This window comes from Micromonospora sp. AMSO1212t (genome assembly GCF_008868145.1).
GTDB classification, from domain to species: domain Bacteria; phylum Actinomycetota; class Actinomycetes; order Mycobacteriales; family Micromonosporaceae; genus Micromonospora; species Micromonospora tulbaghiae.
This window is the reverse complement of the sequence record NZ_WBKS01000001.1, coordinates 83,989-105,275: the sequence shown is the minus strand read 5'-3', so window position 1 is coordinate 105,275 and position 21,287 is coordinate 83,989. Positions and strand designations below refer to the sequence as shown.

General features: G+C 75.5%; 1 protein-coding gene. It reads left to right on the top strand.

Features of this window, described 5'->3' with window-relative positions:
* The first annotated feature begins 9 nt into the window (after positions 1–9).
* Positions 10–21,264, top strand: coding sequence for an SDR family NAD(P)-dependent oxidoreductase (locus F8279_RS00295; RefSeq protein WP_151498720.1), 21,255 nt, complete (start codon positions 10–12; stop codon positions 21,262–21,264).
* Positions 21,265–21,287 lie beyond the last annotated feature (23 nt).

Here is a 21,287-nt window from a genome sequence, read left to right as displayed (position 1 = left end):
ACTCGTCCGATGCCTACGCACGAAATCGACTGCCGCCTGGTGCTGCGGCACACCGACTTCATCATGCAGAACCACCGGGTTCACGGGGTGTCCCTCCTGCCCGGTGTGGCGTTGCTGGACGTCCTCAGCCGCATCCTGCTCGCCCAGGGCGCCGACCTGGGCAGGGTGAGCGTCGGCGCCATCCTGTTCGACGAGCCGATCGCCACCCGCGACGGCGTCGACCGGGAGATCGAGGTCCACGTCGGCGCCGCCGACGACCACGGCACCCGCGCCGTCCGGGTCCACAGCCGGGACGTCGTCGACGGCGAGGCGGCCGGACCGTGGCGTGCCAACCTGCGGGCCGAGCTGTCCTCCGGACCGGGGGAGGAGCGCGGCGCCGACATCGACATCGCGGCGCTCAAGGCCGGGGCGGTACGCCGGCGGGACATGGCCGAGCTGTACGCGGCGGCCCGTGCCGAGGACATCCGCCACGGCGCGCCGATGCGCTGCACCGGTCCGCTGCACATCGGACCCGGCTACATGCTCGCGGAACTCGAACTGGAGGAGCCCGCACACTCCGGCGCCGACCGGTTCCACCTCCACCCGGCCATGCTGGACGCGGCCACCATCGCCGCGTACGGGCTGAACGAGGCGGCGTCCGAGGAGCCGTACATCCCCCTGCACATCGAGCGGTTCCGGTCGTCGGCGCCGCTGCGCGGCCGGATGTACGTCCACGTGCCGCACAAGGAGACGTTCGCGGCGTCGCGGGACATCATCCGCAGCGACTACACGCTGCACGACGAACACGGGCGGTTCGTCGCCGAGTTCACCGGACTGTCCTGCAAGCGCATCCGTCACGCCGGTCTGATCACCCGGCTCGTCGGCGACGCGCAGGCCCCGGCCGGCCCGGTACGGCCGGCCGGCTCCGCCACGCCCGCCGTGGAGACGCCCGGCGGCACCCCGTACGAGCAGTTCCGCGCGTACCTGCGCAACCGGGTGGCGGACGCCCTCGTCCAGGACCCGGAGGCGATCGCCACCGGCACCGGCTTCTACGACCTCGGGCTGGACTCGGTCACCATGCTGCGGATCAGCGAGGATCTGGAGGCGGTCACCGGGACCGCGCTCTATCCCACGCTGCTGTTCGAGTTCACCGACATCGACAGCCTCGCCCGGCACCTCGCCGGACGGTTCACGTTCCGGCCGCCGGGCGGGCCGCCCGGCCTGGACGACCGGAGCGACGCGGCGACGCCGGCCGCCGTACGGGTGTTCCGCCCGGTCTGGTCCGCCTCGCCGCCGGCCGGCGCCGGTGCGGCGGACGCGGGACCGCTCGTGGTCGTCGGCGCGGACGACGGCCTGCTCCACGCGTTGCGGCAGCGGACCGGCGGACGGCGGATCGTCGCCGTGACCGGCGGCGCCGCGTTCACCGGGTCGGGCGGCGACCGGTTCCGGCTCGACCCGGCGAGCGCCGACGACGTGCGACGGCTGCTCGACGCCGTCGACGAGCGGGACACCGGCGGCGCGTCCATCGTCGTCGTGACGGGCACGCCGGCTCCGGCGGAGGCGGCCGCCTCCGCGTTGCGCGACTTCGACGTGCTGCGGACGCTCGCCACGGCGGTGGTCGACCGGCAGCCCACCACACCGCGCCGGCTGCTCGCCGTGCATCTCGACCCGGAGCACGGCGTCCCGGCCGGCGCCGACGCGTCGGCCGCGCTGTGCCGCACGATCAGCGCCGAGACGCCGGTGCTGCGCTGCACCGCGGTCCGCCTCGCCGCCGCCCCGCCCGACGCGATGGCCGCCGCGCTGCTCACCGAGCTGGCGACAACCGACGGCGAAGCCGCGGTCCGGTACGTGGACGGGCGGCGGCACGTCCGTCGATACCGGCCCGCGACCCCGGCCCAGGGGGCGGCGCCGCTGCGCGACGACGGCGTGTACGTCGTCACCGGTGGCGGCGGAGCCCTCGCCGGCCTGGTCGCCGAGCACCTCGTCCGGACCCGCCGCGCCCGGATCGCGCTGATCGGGCGAAGCCCGCTGAGTGCCGGCCGCCGGGCGCAGCTGCGCGACTGGGAGGAGCAGGGCGCGCGGGTGCGCTATCTGCGCGCCGACGTCAGCCGCCGCGACGAGCTGGACGCGGCGCTCGACGAGGTGCGTACCGCCTTCGGGCGCATCGACGGCGTGATCCACGCCGCCGGCGCCGTGCGCGACGGACTGTACTTCCGCAAGCGGCCGGACGACGTGGCCGACGTGCTCGCCCCGAAGATCTCAGGCGTGGAGGCCCTCGACGCGGCGACCGCCGGCGACGACCTCAACTTCTTCGCGATCTTCTCGTCGCTGGCCGCATCCGTCGGCAACCCCGGCCAGTCCGACTACGCGTACGCCAACGGCTTCCTCGACGCGTTCGCCGAGCGCCGGGCGGCACGCGCCGACCGCCGGGGCCGTACGATTGCCGTCGCCTGGCCGCTGTGGGCCGGCGGAGGCATGACCGTGACGCCGGAGGCCGGCCGGCGGGCGCGGCGCGACCTGGGCACCGAGCCGATGCCCACCGCGACCGGACTCGACGTGCTGGAGCGGGGCCTGGCGGGCACCGACGTGCGGCTGGTGGTGGCGTACGGCGACCCGGACCGGCTCGCCGATCTCCTGCCCGCGCCCCGGGAGGCCGACGGCGGCGCCGGTGTCGTTAGCCCGGCTCCGGCCACGCCGGCGCCCACGAGCGACCCGGTCGTCACCCCGGCGCCGGACGACATCGCGGTGATCGGACTCGCCGGGCGGTACCCGCTGGCCCCCGACCTCGACACCTTCTGGGCGAACCTGCTCTCCGGCCGGGACTGCGTGACCGGCATACCGGCGGACCGGTGGGACCACGACCGGTTCTACGACCCGGACCCGCGCGCCGGCGCGGGCCGAACCTACGGACGCTGGGGCGGCTTCCTCGACCGGGTCGGCCACTTCGACCCGGCCTTCTTCGGCATCTCCCGGCGCGAGGCCGAGCGGATGGACCCGCAGGAGCGGCTGTTCCTCATGGTGAGCTGGCACGCCTTCGAGGACGCCGGATATCCGCCTGCCGCACTGTCCTCGCACCCGGTGGGCGTCTTCGCCGGCGTGATGTGGAACCACTACCAGATGGTGGAGCCCGGCCGCGACGGCGTCGCGCCCACCGCGATGCACGCCGCGGTGGCCAACCGGGTGTCGTACTGCCTCGACCTGACCGGTCCCAGCATGGCCGTCGACACCGCCTGTTCGTCCTCACTGACCGCCGTGCACCTCGCCGCCGAGAGCATCCGGCGCGGGGAGTGCGACCTGGCGCTGGCCGGCGGGGTGAACGTGACGGCGCATCCGCAGAAGTACCTCCAGCTCGCGCAGGGGCAGTTCCTGTCCACCGACGGCCGCTGCCGCAGCTTCGGCCGCGACGGCGACGGATACGTGCCGGGTGAGGGCGTCGGCGCGGTGGTGCTGAAGCCGCTGGCGCGGGCGCTGGCCGACGGCGACCACGTGTACGGCGTCCTCAAGGGGTCGTCGGTCAACCACACCGGACGGACCGCCGGGTTCACCGTGCCCAGCCCGACCTCCCAGGCCGCGCTCATCACCGACGCGATCCGCCGGGCCGGCGTCGAGGTGGACAGCATCGGCTACGTCGAGGCCCACGGCACCGGCACGTCGCTCGGCGACCCGATCGAGATCCAGGCGCTGACCGAGGCGTTCGCCGGCCGGACCGCCGCCGCCGGGAAGTGCGCGATCGGCTCGGTCAAATCCGCCATCGGGCACCTCGAGAGCGCCGCCGGCATCGCCGGGCTGACCAAGGTGCTGTTGCAGATGCGGCACCGCACCCTGGTGCCGTCCCTGCACGCCGACGACCTGAACCCGCACATCGACTTCGACTCCGCACCGGTCGCCGTCCAGCGTTCGGCCCGGCCGTGGCCGCAGCCGCCGGGCGGGCTGCCGCGGCGGGCGGGCGTGAGCGCCTTCGGCGCCGGGGGCGCCAACGCCCACCTGATCGTCGAGGCACCCGCACCGGCAGACCGTCCGGCCGCGCCCGCGGGACCTGTCCTGTTCGTCCTCTCCGCCCGCACCGACCAGGCGCTGCGCGACTACGCCCGGTCCCACCTCGACGCCCTTTCCGCGCCGTCCGGCCCCGCGGGCGCCGCCGCGCTGACCTGGCTGCGGGAACAGGCCGCGCGGATGCTGGACATCCCGGTCGACGACGTGGACCCGGGGGAGAAGCTGGGCGATCTGGGCTTCGACCCGGCCCGCCTGCGCGACCTCGCCCAGCGGGCGGAGGAGCGGTTCCCGCACCGTGGCGCCACGGCCGGCTGGTCGTCGGAGAGCACCCTCGACGCCGTCGCCGCCCGATGCGGGGCGGAGGAGCCGGCGACGCCGGCCCTCGACGACATCGCGTGGACCTCCCAGGTGGGCCGGACCGCCATGGCCCGCCGGCTGGCGATCGTCGCGGACGACCACGCCGGGCTCCGCGACGGGCTCCGGCGTTACCTCGACGGCGAGCCGGCCGGACCGGACCACGTCTGGGACCGGGCACCGGCGGTGGACGCCGCGCCCGGCCCGGACCGGTGCGCCGAACTGTTCCGCGACGGGCGCCTGCGTGAACTGGCGGAGCACTGGGTGGCCGGCGGCGAGGTGCCGTGGGACCGCTGTCACCGGGCCGTCACCGGCGCACGCCGGCCGCGCCGGATACCGCTGCCCCCGTACCCGTTCCAGGAGGAGCGGTACTGGCTGGGCGGCTGGGAGTCCAGGACGGCACCGGCCGCGTCGGCGGCTTCGCCCGCGCCGGCCGTTCCGGTCGAGCCGGTCGAGCCGGTCGTGGAGGTCGCGCCGTACGCCGGGACGGAGCTGGAGATGCGGGTGCTCGATCCGGGCATCGCGCTGCTGACCATGCGGGACACGGCGAACACGAACATGTTCTCCGACGGGCTGTTGCACGGCCTGCGGTGGGCGTTCGCCGAGGTGCAACGCCGGCCGGACGTCAAGGTGGTGGTGCTGACCGGCTCCGGCGGGGTGTTCAGCATGGGCGGAACCCCGGAGGCACTCCTCACCCTCGCCGGCGGGGCCGGCCGGTTCACCGACATCCCGTTCCTCTACGAGGGCCTGCTCCGCTGCGACCGCCCGGTGGTCGCCGCGATGCAGGGGCACGCCTCGGGCGGCGGGCTCATCTTCGGCCTGCACGCGGACGTGGTCGTGATGTCGCGGGACGCGGTCTACAGCGCCAACTTCACCCGGTACGGGTTCACCCCCGGCATGGGGGCCACCTATGCGCTGGAACGGCGGTTCGGACGCTCGACGGCGGCGGAGATGCTCTACACCGGCCGGTCGTTCAGCGGCGACGCGCTGGCCGCGCGCAGGGCCGAGCCGACGTTCCTGCCGGAGGCCGAGGTGCTGCCGGCGGCGCTGGACATCGCCCGTGGCATCGCCGAGCAGCCGCTGCCGGTCCTGACGGAGCTCAAGCGTGACCTCGGCACCCGGATCCGCGAGCAGATGGCCGACGCCATCGACCGGGAGGTCGCCATGCACGACCGTGTCGTGGGCGAGGAGTCGCTCGGCCGCATCCGCGAGCACTTCCGGCGGGTGGACGGGTTCTCCCGGCCGTCGACCCCACGGGCGCCGGCCGCCGCGCCCGCGGCGCCGGCCGACGTGGCCCCGGCGCCGGCCGCCGCGTCCCCGGCGCCGGCCGCCGCGTCCCCGGCGTCCGTGCCGTCACCCGTAGCGGTGCCCTCGCCCGCGTCGGTGTCCGCGCCGGTGCCCTCGGCCGTCGCCGCGGCGGCGAACCCGGTGAGCCGGGACGCCGCCGTCAGCGCGGTCGAGGAGGTGCTGTGCGCGCAGCTCTACCTCGACCGGGCGGAACTCGACCGCACGCTGACGTTCAACGAGATGGGCGTCGACTCGGTCGGCGCGGTGGACATCATCCGTGACCTGAACCGGCGGTTCGGGCTCGACCTCGACACCGTCGTCGTCTACGACCACCCGACCGTCCCCGCCCTGGCGGCACACCTGGTCGAGGCCGGTGCGCGCGCGGCCAGCCTGCGCGCCGCCGGCACCGCGGCGGCACCTGACGGATCGTTCGCCGCCCGGCCGTTCCTCCGCCGTGCGTTCGGCGACACCCCGTCCGGTGGCGACGCCGCCGTCACCGCCCCCGCCACCGCGTCGCCCGTACCGCCGCCGCCCGCCGCCGCTCCGGCGTGGTCCGCGCCCGCGCCCGCTCCGGCGTCCTCCGCGCCCGCGCCGGCGTCGCCCGCAGCTGCGTCGGCGTCGTCCCCGTCCGTCGCGGCGTCGCCCGCGCCGGCGTCGCGCCTGCCCGCCCCGGCAGCCGTGATGCCGGCCGCGTCGCCCGTACGCGCCGCCGCGGCCTCCGGCAACGGCCGGATCACCCTGGTCGCGGCCCGGACCGGTGGCGGCAGCGCCCCGGCGTCGCCGCCCGCACCGGCTCCCGCACCCGCCACCGGCGTACGCCCCGACGACCCGCCCGGTGCGGCCGACATCGCGGTGATCGGCATGGCCGGGCGGTTCCCGGAGGCCCCCGACCTGGACACCTTCTGGGCCAACATCGTCGCCGGCCGGTGCAGTGTCACCGAGATTCCCGGCGAGCGCTGGGACGTCGGACGGTACTTCGACCGGGACCGGCACGCGAGCGGGCGCACGTACAGCCGCTGGGCCGCCTCACTGTCCGACGTGGACGCGTTCGACGCGTCGTTCTTCCGGCTGTCCGCCCTGGAGGCGCAGGCCATGGACCCGCAGCAGCGGGTCTTCCTGGAGGTGGCGTGGTCCGGCCTCGAGGACGCCGGGTACGCGCTGGGGCCGGACCGGGAGAACCGATGCGGGGTCTTCGTCGGCGCCAGCGGCGGTGACTACCTGCGGCTGCTCGCCGAGGCAGGGCAGGACGACTCGGCCCAGGCCTTCCTCGGCAACAGCATGTCGATCCTCGCGGCGCGGATCTCGTACCTGCTCAACCTGACCGGTCCCGCGGTCGCCGTCGACACGGCCTGCTCATCGTCGCTCGTCGCCGTCCACCTGGCGGCGGAGGCCCTCCGGCGCGGCGACTGCGACATGGCCGTGGCCGGCGGCGTGGCCATCATGGTCACCGAACGGATGCACGTCTGGACGAGCCGGGCGGGAATGCTGTCTCCAACCGGCCGGTGCGCGCCGTTCGACGCGTCCGCCGACGGGATCGTCCTCGGTGAGGGCGCGGGCGTGGTGGTCCTCAAACGCCTGGACCGGGCGCTCGCCGACGGCGACACCGTCCACGCCGTGATCCGTGGCAGCGGAACGAACGGCGACGGCCGCAGCAACGGCATCACCGCCCCCAGCGCCGCCTCGCAGGCCGCGCTGCTCGAGTCGGTGCACCGGCGGGCCGGCGTACGCCCGGACCAGATCGGCTACGTCGAGGCGCACGGCACCGGCACCGCGCTGGGTGACCCGATCGAGGCCAAGGCACTCAACGAGGTGTTCCGCCGCGACACCGGCCGGCGCGGGTACTGCGGGCTCGGCTCGGTCAAGGCCAACATCGGGCACACCTCGCTGGCGGCCGGCGTCGCCGGCCTGCTCAAGGTCGTCCTGGCGCTGCGGCACCGCACCCTGCCCCCGACCGTGCACTTCGACACGCCCAACCCGAAGATCGACCTGGCCGACAGCCCGTTCTTCGCGGTGCCGGAACCGGTCGAGTGGCCGGCCGGCGACCGGGGCCGCCGGATCGGCGTGGTCAGCAGCTTCGGCTTCAGCGGCACGAACTGCCACGTCGTGGTCGAGTCCCCGCCGGAGAGCGCCGATCCCGTACGGCCGGCGCTGGACCGCCCGGTGCTGGTCCCGCTGTCCGCCATGACGCCGGAGGCGCTGGCCCGGCAGGCGCGGCAACTCGCCGGCGCGGTCGAGGCGACCGGCCCCGACCTCGGCGACCTCGCCTTCACTCTCGGGGTCGCCCGGGCGCACTTCCCGGTGCGGGCCGTGGTCACCGCGCGCGACCGCACCGAACTCCTCACCGGGCTGCGCGCACTCGCCGACGGGCGTACCCCGGCCCCGGCCGCCGACCCGGCCCTCCGCGATCTGGCCGCCGGCTACCTCGCGGGCGGTGACGTCGACTGGGCGGCGCAGCACGGTGACCGTGCCGTGCGCCGGATCTCCCTGCCCACGTACCCGTTCGCGAAGGACCGGTACTGGGTGAGCACGCCGGCGGCCCGGCAGCCCTCCGGATCCGTCGCCGCGGTGACGCCGATCGAGCTGCGCCCGGACGACGCGCTCATCCGCGACCATCGCGTCGCCGGCGCGACCCTGCTGGCCGGTGTCACGGTCCTCGACCTGGCGGCCGGCGAACTCGCCCGGCGCGGTCTGCCGGCGCCCTGGCGCCTGACCTCGGTGCGCTGGTCGCGCCCGCTGGAGGTGACCGGCGTACGGCAGGTCGCGCTGCGGCTCACCCCCGCCGGTCCCCGCCGGTTCGACGTCACGCTGACCGGCGGCACGGCCGGGGACGCGCCGGTGCACGCCCAGGCGACCGTCGAGGCGGCGCCGCCGACCTCACCGGGGGGTCACCTCGACACGGCGGCGGTGCGCGGCCGATGCGCCGGGCGGCTCGACGGCGCGGAGATCTACCACCGCTTCGCCGCCGCCGGCATCGCCTACGGGCCGGCGTACCAGGCGCTCGCCGAGGTGTTCGTGGGCGACGGCGAGGCACTCGGGCACCTTCCAGGGCCGGACCCGGCGGACGTCGGTACACACCAGCTGCATCCGGCTCTGCTCGACGGCGCCCTCCAGACCGTGACGGCGCTCGAGGCCGAACGCACCGACGGACCGCTGGTGCCGTTCGGCATCGACGTCCTCGAGGTCACCGGGCCGCTGCGCACCCCGCTGTGGTCGCACGTGCGGCGCACCGGTGACGGCCGGTACGACGCGGTGCTGGCCGGCGCGGACGGAACGGTGGTGGCCCGGTGCGAGGGCTTCGCGCTGCGGCCACAGCGGGTCACCTCGGCGCAGCCCGAGATGTTCGTCTGCACCCCGGTCTGGCAGGACGCCGCCGAGCCGGTCGCGACCGGCGACCCCGGCACGGTGGCGGTCCTGCACACACCCGGTGAGCGGGGCCTGGCCGACGAGCTGTGCGCCGCGCAGGCGGGCGTGGCGCTGCGGCTGCCCCTGGACGGGGATCCGGCGGCGGCACTGCACACCCCGGTGGACACCGTCTACGTCGTCGCCGGCGACGACACCACCGACCCGGCCGACACCACCGTGACGCTTGCCTTCCTGCGGCTGGCGCGGGCGCTGCTCGCCGGCCACCGCAGCCGCGCCCTGCGCCTCGCGGTGGTCACGCGGGGCGCGGTCGCGACGCACGACGGGGAGGCGGTGCGCCCGAGCGTCGCCGGCCTGCTCGGCGCCGCGCGCTCGCTGGCCGCGGAGGCACCGGGGTGGACGGTCGGCTGCGTCGACATCGGCCCGGACGCCGCAATCGGCTGGGCGGACCGGATCCGGCGGGAGCCGCTCGTCGAGCCGCTCGTCGCGTTGCGGCCGGGGCGGCGGCTCACCCGCTCCTTCGTCCCGCTGCCACCGGCGCCCGACGCCGCCGCGCCGTGGCGCGACGGTGGCGCGTACCTCGTCGCCGGTGGCGCCGGTGGGCTCGGCCTCGCGCTGAGCCGGCACCTCGCCGCCACGCACCGGGCCGCACTCGTGTGGCTCGGCCGCCGCGAGCCGGGGCCCGAGATCGACGACCGGATCCGCGAGATCGAGTCGCTCGGCGGTTCGGTGCTGTACCAGCGCGCCGACCTCACCGACGCCGCCGCGGTGCGTGCCGCCGTCGCGGCCGCACGAGCCCGCTTCGGCCGGCTCCACGGGGCGGTGCACGCCGCTGGGGTGTGGCACGACGGCACCGTGCCCAATCTGGACGAACGGTCCATCACCGAGGTCCTCGATCCCAAGGTCCGGGGCAGCGTGGTGCTCGCCGAGGCGCTGCGGGACGAGACCCTGGACTTCCTGGCCTTCTTCTCGTCGGCGGCCTCGTTCGTGGACGCCGGCGGCCAGGCCAACTATGCCGCCGCGAGTACGTTCCAGGACGCGTACGCGTTCGAGCTGCGCCGTCGCGGCGTTCCCGCCCGGACCGTCAACTGGGGCTACTGGGGCAGCGTCGGCGCGGTGCGCGGCGCCCGGTACGCCGAGCGTTTCGCGGCTCTGGGCGTGGCGTCGATCGAGCCGCCGGCCGGCATGGCGGCGCTGCGGCGGATCCTCGGCGCGGGCGCGCCCCAGACGCTCGTGCTCCGGGCCGAGCGGGGCCGTCTGCCCGGCTTCGGCATCCGCCTGGCCACCACCGGCCCGGCCGAGCCTGCCGAGCCGACCGAGCCTGCCGTCGCCGCCGGGCCCGCCGTGGCCGCGGCGCCGGCCCGGTCCGCGGCAGCGGTGCGGGACTACGTGCGACGGGTGTTCGCGGAGGTGCTGCGGTGCGCGCCGGAGAGCCTGCTCGACGACGAGACGTTCGAGACGTACGGCGTGGACTCGATGATCGGCACGTCGATCGTGCACCGGCTCGAACAGGATCTCGGCCCGCTGCCCCAGACGCTGCTGTTCGAGCACATGACCGTCGGGCGGCTCGGTGACCACCTGGCGGCCGAGCACGGCGGGCGACTCGACACGCTGCTGCGGCCGCCGGCCCCGGTGACGGTGGCGCCACGGGAGGAGACCCCGGCAGCCGGGCCGGTGCCGTCAGCCGGGCCGGCGCCGGCGGATCCGGTCGCCTCGGCCGACATCGCCGTCATCGGCGTCAGCGGCAGGTATCCCGGCGCGGCGGACGTCGCGCAGTTCTGGCGGAACCTGTCGGCCGGGGCCAGCGGCGTGACCGAGGTGCCCGCCGAGCGCTGGGACTGGCGTACCCACTTCGACGCCCGGCGCGGGCAGCCGAACCGCACGTACGGCAGGTGGGCCGGCTTCCTGGACGGCATCGACCGGTTCGACCCCTCGCTGTTCGGCATCCTGCCCGGCGACGCCGCCGCCATCGACCCGCAGGAGCGCCTGTTCCTGGAGACGTGCTGGAACCTGCTGGAGGAGACCGGCCACCTCGGCCGGCACACACGCGTGCCGCGTACCGGCGTCTTCGTGGGTCTGATGTACGGCTCCTACGGCAAGCTCGCGGCCGCCCAGGGCTGGCCTCGCGGCGAACTCGCCGGCGCCCACTCGGCGTACTGGTCGGTGGCCAACCGGGTGTCGTACACGTTCGACTTCTCCGGGCCAAGCTTCGCGGTCGACTCGGCGTGTTCGTCCTCGCTCACCGCCGTGCACCTGGCCTGCCGGAGCCTGCGCGAGGGCGAGTGCGACATGGCCGTCGCCGGCGGCGTCAACCTGATCCTGCACCCGTCGCACCTGGTCGCGCTGTCGTCGATGAACATGCTCGCCGGCGCCGACGGCTGCCGTCCCTTCGACGCCCGGGCCGACGGCTACGTGCCCGGCGAGGGCGTCGGCGCGGTCCTGCTCAAGCCGCTCGAACGGGCCCTGGCCGACGGTGACGACATCTGGGCGGTGATCAAGGGCAGCGCCGTGAACGCCGGGGGCAAGACGAGCGGCTACACGGTGCCCAACCCCAGCGCCCAGGCCGACCTGACCGCCGAGGCGCTGCGGCGGGCCGGGGTGGAACCGGCGACCGTCAGCTTCGTCGAGGCCCACGGCACCGGTACGGAACTCGGCGACCCGATCGAGATCGCCGCCCTCAACCGCGTCTTCGGCGGGACCGAGGAGTCCCGGCAGCCGTGTGCGATCAGCTCCGTGAAGGCGAACATCGGTCACCTGGAGGGGGCGGCCGGAATCGCCGGACTGACCAAGGCGCTGCTGCAACTGCGCCACGGGCGCATCGTCCCGTGCGCCAACCTGGAGACGCCGAACCCGAAGATCGCCTTCGCCGGTTCGCGGTTCCACCTGCCGCGGACGCTGACCGAATGGGAGCGGCCGGTCACCGCGGACGGTGTCGTCCCGCGCCGGGCCGGCGTCAGCTCGTTCGGTGCGGGTGGCGCCAACGTGCACGTCGTCCTGGAGGAGGCGGGCACACCCGCGGCCGGTGGTCCGGCTCCGGCGGCGGGCGAGCAGATCTTCGTGCTGTCCGCGCGTACCGGTGAGCGGCTGGCGGTTCACGCGGCCCGCGTCGCCGCCTTCCTGGACACGGCGGCGGGGGCGGCCCATTCCCTGGCCGAACTCGCGTACAGCAGCCAGGTCGGGCGCCGGGAGATGACCGAGCGGGTGGCCGTGGTGGCCGCCACCACCGCGGACCTGGCGGCCGCCCTGCGGTCGTTCGCGCAGGACCGGCCGGCGTCCACGGTCTTCACCCGGAGTGCGACGCGATCGGGGCCTCCGGCCGCCCTGGAGGACCTGGTCCAGCGGCGGGCGCTCACCGACATCGCCCGCGCCTGGGTGGACGGCGCGGAGATCGACTGGCGGCTGCTGTGGCCGCGACCCCGTCCCCGCCGGGTCGCCTTCCCCACGTACCCGTTCGAGCACCGGCGGTACTGGTTGAGCGACCCGTCCGGCGACGGGCAGCCCGGCGCGGCCGGTGATCCGGCGCGCCCGGCGCCCGCACCGGACGCCGACTGGCTGGTCCGCCGCGTCGAGCACCGGATCGACCCGGCCGTCTACTACTGCGCCCAGCACCGCGTCGGTGGCCGGCCGTGGATGGCCGGGACCGCCGTGCTGGAGATCGCCCGGCACGCCTGCGGCGACGCGATCGCCGGACCGGGACTACTGATCGACGACGTCCACTTCACGGCCCCGGTCGTGGTCGGCCCCGACACGACGGCGCTGCACGTCGGACTCGAACGGCGGGCCGACACGATCACGTTCCGGGTCACCGGCACGAGCGAGACACCGGTCGTGTACGCCACGGGGACGCTGCGTCCGTCCGGGGCGGGCGCGGGTGAGCCGGTGGATCTGACCGCGGCGCGCGAGCGGTGCCTCGACCATCTCGACGTGGACACGTTCTACGCCGACATGGCACGTGGTGGTCTCGACTACGGGCCGGCGATGCGGTCGATCGCCGCGGTGTCGACCGGCGCCGGTGAGGCGCTGGCCCGGCTCCGGCTCGCCCCGGAGGCCGACGGCGCCGCCGCCGCCCCGCTGCTGCACCCGGCTCTGCTGGACGGCGCGCTGCAATCCGTCGCCGCCGTGTGCGGGGCGTCGGACGACCACTCGTACCTGCCGGTGGGGCTGCGGCGGCTGGCGCTGCACCGGCCGCTGCCGGCCCGGTGCTGGGCGTACGTCCGCGAGACGACCACCGAGGAGGACGGGCGACGGCGCCGCTTCGACATCCGGATCGCCGACGACGCCGGCCGGGCCGTGCTCACCGTCGAGGGCGTCACCGTCCAGGAGCGTCCGGCCGGGCCCACCCTGCGGTACGCGCGCCCGTCCTGGCGGCCCGAGCCGGTGGCGCCGGCCCGCCCGGAGCCGTCCGTGCTGCTCGTCGCCACCGCCGACGACATGCTCGGGTTCGCGCTGGAGAACCAGCTCGCGCCGGTGGGTGTCCGGCTGGTCCGGGTGCGGCCGGGGGACCGCTTCGCCCGGGTCGGCGACGACGGCTACCAGGTGGCGCCCGGTGACCGGGACGACCACCGCCGCCTCGCCCAGGATCTCGCGGCGCGGGGCTTGTCGCCCGATGCCGTGCTGCACGACTGGTCGCGCCGCCCGTTCGACCCCGCGGTGCTGCACCGCTCGGTCGAGGAGGGGCCCATGTCGCTGCTCTGGCTGGTCGCGGCCCTGATGGAACAGTCGCCCGGCGCCGCGCTGCGGGCGGTCTACGCCTACGCCGACCCCGGCGTGACCGACCAGCGGGCGGGCTTCGCGCCGCAGTACGCGGCGGCGTCCGGCATCCTGCGGACCCTGGCCCTGGAACACAGCCGGTTCAGCGGAACCTGCGTCGGATTCGCGGCGGCGTCGGAGCCCGCGGAGACGGTCGCCACCCTGTTGTCCGACGAGCTGGCGGCCACGGATCCGAGCGTGGCCCGGGTGACGTACCACTCCGGACGCCGGTGGCGCCGGCACACCGAGACGTTCGTGCCGCAGACCGGTGACGTGCCGCCCGGCCGGCCCGGCGGCACCTACCTGATCACCGGCGGCGCGGGCGCGCTGGGCCTGGTCTTCGCCGCCCGGCTGGCCGAGGCGGGGCCGGTCCGGCTGGCCCTGGCCGGCCGCGGCCCTCTGGACGACGACCGGGCCGCGCGGCTGGACCGGTTGCGTCGCGGCGGCGCGGACGTCCGCTACTACCGGGCCGACCTGGCCGAACCGGGGGCGGCGGAGCGGCTGGTGGCCTCCGTACGCTCCGACCTCGGCGCGGTGCACGGCGTCGTCCACGCGGCCGGCCTGCACAGCGACGCACGGGCGGTGCACAAGACCCGCGAACAGTTCGAGGAGGTCGTCGCCCCGAAGACGGCAGGCGTCGTCGCGCTCGACGCCGCCACGCGGGACGAGCCGCTCGACTTCTTCGTGCTGTTCTCGTCGGTCGTGGCCGAGAGCGGGAACCCGGGGCAGGCGGACTACGCCTACGCCAACGCGTTCCTCGACGAGTTCGCCGAGGTGCGGGAGCAGTGGCGGGCGGCGGGTCGCCGCCGGGGCCGCACCCGCAGCATCGGATGGCCGCTCTGGCAGGAGGGCGGGATGACTGTGGACGACGCCACCCGCACGCTGCTCGCCCAGCGCTGGGGCATGGTCCCGATGAGCACCGCGGCCGGCCTGGGGGCCTTCGACGTGATCCTGGCCGGGGAGGACACCTCGGTCGCCGTCGTCCAGGGCGACCGCTCAGCGCCGCCCGCGTCGCGGCGCTCCCCGGCGGCCGGGACCGGCGCGCCCGCGGGGGAGGTCGACCGGGCCGCGGTCGAGGCGGCTCTGCGGGAGATGGCCTCCGGATTCCTGCTCGTCGAGCCGGCCGAGGTCGACCTCGACGCGGAACTCATGGAACTGGGATTCGACTCCATCTCGCTGACCCGGCTCGTCAACGCGGTCAACGAGCGGTACGACCTCGACCTCCTGCCGACCGTCCTGTTCGAGAACCCGCGCCTGACCGGACTCGCCGAGTTCCTCTGCGAGGAGCACGGCGACCGGATCGCGGCGGCGACGGCGGCGGACGACCCGGTGCCGCACCCGGCGCCGGCGCCCGGAGCGGTCGCGGCCGCGGACTCCGCTGCGGCGGCCGTCCCCGTGGCGCCGCCGCAGACGGACGACGGCCGGGCGGTGGCGGTCATCGGGATGGCGGGCACGCTGCCGGGCTCCGCGGACCTGGACGAGTTCTGGGAGCACCTGGTGGCCGGGCACGACCTCGTCCGCGAGGTGCCCGCGGACCGGGAGGCGCTGCGCGCCGACCCCCTCACCCGTACGGTGCGCGGCGGCTTCCTCGACCGCGTCGACCTGTTCGACGCGCGGCAGTTCGGCATCTCTCCGCGCGAGGCCGCCCTGATGGACCCGCAGCAGCGGATCTTCCTCCAGACCGTGTGGCGTGCCGTGCAGGACGCGGGCTACCGCCCGTCGCAGCTCGCCGGCACCGCGACCGGGCTCTTCGCCGGGGTGTCCACCACCGACTACGACGAGCTGTTGCGGGAGAACGGCGTCACCATCGAGGCGCACACCGCGACCGGCATCGCCCACGCCATCCTGGCCAACCGCGTCTCGTACCTGCTGGACCTGCACGGCCCGAGCGAGGCGATCGACACGGCCTGCTCCAGCTCGCTCGTCGCCATCCACCGCGCGGTGCGCGCCCTGCGCGACGGCGAGTGCGACATGGCCATCGCGGGCGGCGTCAACGTGATGCTCAGCCCGGGTCTCTTCTCGGCCTTCACCCAGTCCGGCATGCTCAGCCCGGACGGACGGTGCAAGGTCTTCGACGAGTCCGCCGACGGGTACGTCCGTGGCGAGGGCGCCGGGGCGATCGTGCTCAAGCCGCTGGACCGGGCACTGGCCGACGGCGACCACGTGTACGCCGTGGTCAAGGGCACCGCGGTCAACCACGGCGGCCGGGCGACGTCGCTGACCGCCCCGAATCCCGCCGCCCAGGCGCGCGTCATCGTGCAGGCGCACCGGGACGCCGGGGTGCACCCGTCGGCGCTGACCTACCTGGAGGCGCACGGCACCGGGACCGGCCTGGGCGACCCGGTGGAGATCGAGGGCATCAAGAAGGCGCTGACCGGTCTGTACGCCGATCGCGGCGAGCCGGTGCCGGCCGAACCCGGTGTGGCCCTCGGATCGGTCAAGACGAACATCGGCCACCTGGAGTCGGCGGCCGGCATCGCCGGGGTGCTCAAGGTGCTGCTCGCGCTGCGGCACCGGACGCTACCGGCCAGCCTGCACCTGCGGCGGCTCAACCGGTACATCCGGCTCGACGGCACGCCGCTGTACGTCAACGAGCGCGCACGCCCCTGGGACGGCGACGCGCCACGGCTGGCCGGGGTCAGCTCGTTCGGCTTCGGCGGGACGAACGCGCACGTCCTGATCGAGGAGCACAGCCAGGTCCCGGCGCCGCGGACCTCGACACCCGCCGGCGGACACCTGCTCGTGCTGTCCGCGCCGGCCGCCGAGGCGCTCGCCTCGTACGCCGACCGGATGGCCCGCCACCTGCGCCGGCATCCCGGCACCGACCTGGCCGCGCTGACCTTCACGCTCCAGACCGGCCGGGAGGAGTACGCCGAGCGGCTGGCAGTGGTGGCGGACGACCTCGACGGACTGGTCCGGGCGCTGAGCCGGGCGGCCGACGGCGGCACCGCACCCGGCCTCTACCGGGCGACGGCGTCGTCGCGTGGGCCGGGTTCCGCCGTGGCCGCCACCGCGGACCCGCACGAGGTGGCGGCCGGGTGGACCGAGGGCGCATCCGTGGACTGGCCGGCGCGCTGGCCGGAGCCACGGCCGGTCCGGCTGCCCCTGCCGGCCATGCCGCTCACCGAGCTGCGCCACTGGTTCGACAGTCGGCGGCCGGACGCCCCCGCACCGGTCGAGCCCTCGCCGGTCGCGCCGCCGCTCCGGTCCGTGACGGAGGCGCCCACCACGCGGCTCACCCCGGTCGCCGCCGTGGTGCCGCAACCGCCGGGCCGGCCGGCCCGGGCCGCCGTGGCGGCGGTCAACGGCGCAGGCGGCCGGCCGAGGATCAGCCTGAGCGCACCCGGGACGCTGGTGCTCGCCGAACCGACGGAGCCGCTGGAGGCACCCGCCCTCGACATCACCGCCCGCACCCTCACCCAGCCCACCGCACCGGCGCCCGCGCAGCCCACCGCACCGGCTCCCGAGTACGCCCCCGCACCGGTGCCCGAGCCCGCCCCGGCGTCGGCTCTCGAGTCCGTCGCCGCGCCGGAGGCCGGGGATCTGAGGCAGGTCGCCGACTTCCTGCGGGAGCAGCTCGGCCGGATCCTCGGCATGCCGCCCGGGGACATCGGGGTGGACGAGTCCATCTCCGGTCTCGGCCTGGACTCGATCCTGCGCACCGACCTCGCCCGCGTCGTCAACGACGCCTACGGCCTGCGCCTCAAGGCTGCCGAGGTCTACGACGTCGACACGGTCTCGGAGCTCGCCACGTTCATCGCCACCCGACGCGCCGCGTCCGCACCGGCCGCGCCGAGCCCGGCTGCGCCGATTCCGGCCGCAGAGAGCCCGGACACGCCGAGTGCGGCCGCACCGGGCCAGGCCGCGCCGACCCGGGCCCCGGCCCCGACCTCGGCCACGTCCGTGCCGGCCGCACCGGCCGCGCACGAGCCGGCACCGGCGGACCCGCGCACCGTGGAAGGACTGCTCGCGACGCTCATCAGCGACCTGGTGGGCCGTCCGGTCGACGGCGGCCGGACGTTCCAGGACGACGGCTTCACCTCGTTCGACATGCTGAAGGTCGTCGCGGCGCTGGAGAAGCGCTTCGGATCGCTGCGCAAGACGCTGCTGTTCGACCAGCCGACGGTGGGCCGGCTCGCGGCCTTCCTGACCGAGGCCCACGGGGTACGGGCGGTCGAGCGCCTCCGGCACGCCGGACCGGACGGACCGGCCCGGGACACCGCCGTCGCCGGTCCGCCACCGGAGGACGACGGTCCGGTCGTGGTGGCCAAGCGGGATCTGCCCGTGCAACCCGGCCTCGCGGCGACCGTCGCCGACCTGGAACGCCGGTACGGCAAGGAGGGCGGCCTGCCCGGCCGGGACATCGCGCCGCTGATCTTCCTCGGCGCCGACCGGGACGGGTACTTCAACTTCTCCCGGCGCGACGACATCGTGCTGGCCTGGAGCTACGTCGGCTCCGAGGAACGCTTCCCGGCGCTCACCGCACAGTGGACGGCCTGGGCGAGGCGCAACGGCCTCAAGCCGAGCCTGCTGTCGATGATCCGGCTTACCGAGGTCGACGGCGTTCCCTTCTCGGCCACCCCGTTCGGCGCCGTCCAGCGTCTCGAGGACCTGCCCGGCTTCACCCTCAAGGGCAACCGGCTGCAACGGCTGCGCAACCTGGTCAACCGGTTCGAGCGGGCCGGGCAGTGCCGGACCAGCGAGTACCGGGTGGGCTCCGACCCCGAGGTCGACCGGCAGATCGTCGACCTGGTCGACCAGTGGGCGGGCACGAAGGACATGGTCAACCCGTACGTGCGGACGGTCCGCGCCGAGTTGCTCGCCGGCCGGCTCCAGCCGCGGCACCGGATGTTCCTCACCCACCTGGACGGCCGCCCGGTCAACGCGGTCATCGTCACCCGGATCCCGTCCGAGAACGGCCACCTGCTGGACCTGGAGTTCTACGCGGCGGACGCGCCGATGGGCGGCCTCGACTACGCGATCGTCCGGATCATCGAGACGCTCGCCGCCGAGGGCGACACGATGTTCAGCTTCGGAGCGACGATCGGCGCGAAGATCTGTGAGTCGCCGAACGCCGACCCGTCGGTGGCCGGGGCGCTGGACGAGCTGCGGTCGCTCGGCATCTTCACCGGCGAGGGCAACTTCCGGTTCAAGAACAAGTTCCGTCCGACCAACCTGCCGGTGTACCTGTGCCAGCCGGCGGACTCCGCGCCGGTGGACGTCACGAACATCATCCTGCTGATCGCGAACCCCACGACGGCCGCCGCCGCCGACGGGCAGCCCGCCGGGCCCGCGCCCGCACCGGAGGCGCCCACCGCGCCGGCCCCCGCGCCGGTGTCCTCCGCGCCGCGGACCGCCGCCGCGGACGCCGCCGTGCCGCAGGCCCTGCCCACCGACGCGGCCGGACGCGAACGCGTACTGGCGGCGCACAACTGGAACGTCCTGCGGCTACCGCACCACCTGGTCGAGTTCGACCTGCTCACCGACTCGTGGGCCGAGCTGGCGGCGGACTTCGTCGAGCGGGGAACGGCGGCCCTGACGACCGGCGCGGCCGACGGCGCCGACCCGGTCGAGCGGCTGCGCAGGACGTTGCAGTTCGACCACGTGACGATCACCCCGTCCGGCCGGGCCGCGGAGGCCCGCCTGCTCGGGTGCTGGCCGACCGCCGACCGGGTGGTGGTCTGCAACGCCCTCTTCCCGTCCTGGACGTACAACCAGATCGACCACGGCATGTCCCCTGCGGTGGTGCGTACGGCGGCGGCCTCCGGCGCGCCGGGGGACACGGTGTTCCGCGGTGACATCGACCTGGCCGACCTGCGGCGGGTGCTCGCCGGCAACGCCGGACGGGTGGCGTTCGTCTGCGTCGAGCTGAGCACCAACGCCGGTGGCGGTTGGCCGGTGTCGCTGGCGAACCTGAAGCAGGTCCGGGAGGCGGCCGACGCGCACGGCGTCCCGCTGATCCTGGACGCCGCCCGCGTCGTCGAGAACGCGGCGTTCATCGTCGAGCACGAGCCGGCGTACCGGGGCCGGGGCGTCTGGGACGTGGCGCTGGAGCTGCTGCGCTGCGCGGACGGCGTCACCATGAGCGTGTCCAAGGACTTCGGCGTCGGAGTCGGCGGGCTGGTGGCGACGCGGCTGCGGCCGCTGGCGGACCGCCTGGCCGAGCAGGCGTCGCTGCGCGGCCAGGACCTGAACCTCGCCAACCGCGAGCTGGTCGCGCGGGCAGTCGGCGGCACCGGCCGGGTGGTGGAGCAGGTACGCGAGCGGATGCGCGCCACCCGCCTGCTGCACGAGGCCCTGCGCGACGCCGGTGCGCCCGTCGCCGGTCCGCCCGGCGGCCACTGCGTACTGCTGGACGTGTCGGCGGTGCCGGCGTTGCGCGACCTGCGGCATCCCGTGCCCGCCGCGCTGGCCTGGCTGTACCGCGGCGCCGGCGTGCGGTGCGCGCCGCACCTGGCCGGCGTCGGAGAGGACGCGGCCGCGGTCGCCGGCCGCTACCTGCGGCTGGCGGTTCCGGTGGGTCTGCCGGTGCCGGCCGTCCGGGGCCTCGCGCGCCGGCTGGCCGCCCTGTTCCGTGACCCCGGCGTGGTGACCGACCTGATGCCGGTGCCGGCCGAACCCGGCGGCGGCCCGGCGGTCGCGGCCGACACCGCGTACTACCCGATGGACCGGATGCCCGACGACATCCGCGAGGCGATCGAGGAGGGACACCGGCCCCACGACGACAACCTGGCGGTGTTGCGCGAGTACCGGCCGGACGTACGCCGTCACCTGATCCCCGCCGACGACGGGGACGTGGAGGTCTTCACCGCCGGGACCGGCCCCGCCGTGGTGCTCATGCACCCGTTCAACATCGGCGCGGGCTTCTTCGGGCCGCAGATGCGTGACCTCGCGGACCGGTACCAGGTGGTGGTCGTGCACTACCCGGGCGTCGGCGCCACCCGGGCGTCGGGCGACCTGTCGGTGCGCGGGCTGGCCGACCGCATGCACCGGACGCTGCGCCGCCTGGACGTCACGTGGCCCCTGCACGTGGGCGGCGCGTCGTTCGGCGGCCTGATGGCGATGGCGTTCACCCTCGACCACCCGGACGACGTGGCGTCGCTGACCCTGATCGGCAGCTCGTACAAGGTCGGCAACCGGTCGGGGGAGATGAACCGGCTCTCCGTGGTCGCGGGCGAGGACTTCGACACGCTGATGCGGCACGCCGACCCGGCGGAGATCGAGGGCACCCGGCAGCGGCTGGAGGATCTGCTGCTGCGCTGCGAGAGCATGGACCCGCAGACCGGCCTGCGCTACCTCGACGAGTTCACGGCCGACCCCGGGCTGGTGCCGCGGCTCGGCGAGATCCGGACGCCGACGCTCATCGTGCACGGCCGGCACGACACGGTGGTGCCGGTCCGCACCGGTCACCTCCTGCACGGCCTGATCGACACCGCCCGGTACGAGGAGTTCGCCGACGCCGGGCACTTCCCGAGCCTCACCGCGTCCCGGCGCTTCAACGACCTGCTGGCGCACTTCCTGGACCAGGCCGGCCGTCCGTGACGGCGACGACGAAGGAGACCACC

Coding starts and splice junctions, on each gene's coding strand:
- F8279_RS00295 (WP_151498720.1), top strand. CDS start 10: ATGCCTACGCACGAAATCGACTGCCGCCTGGTGCTGCGGCACACCGAC.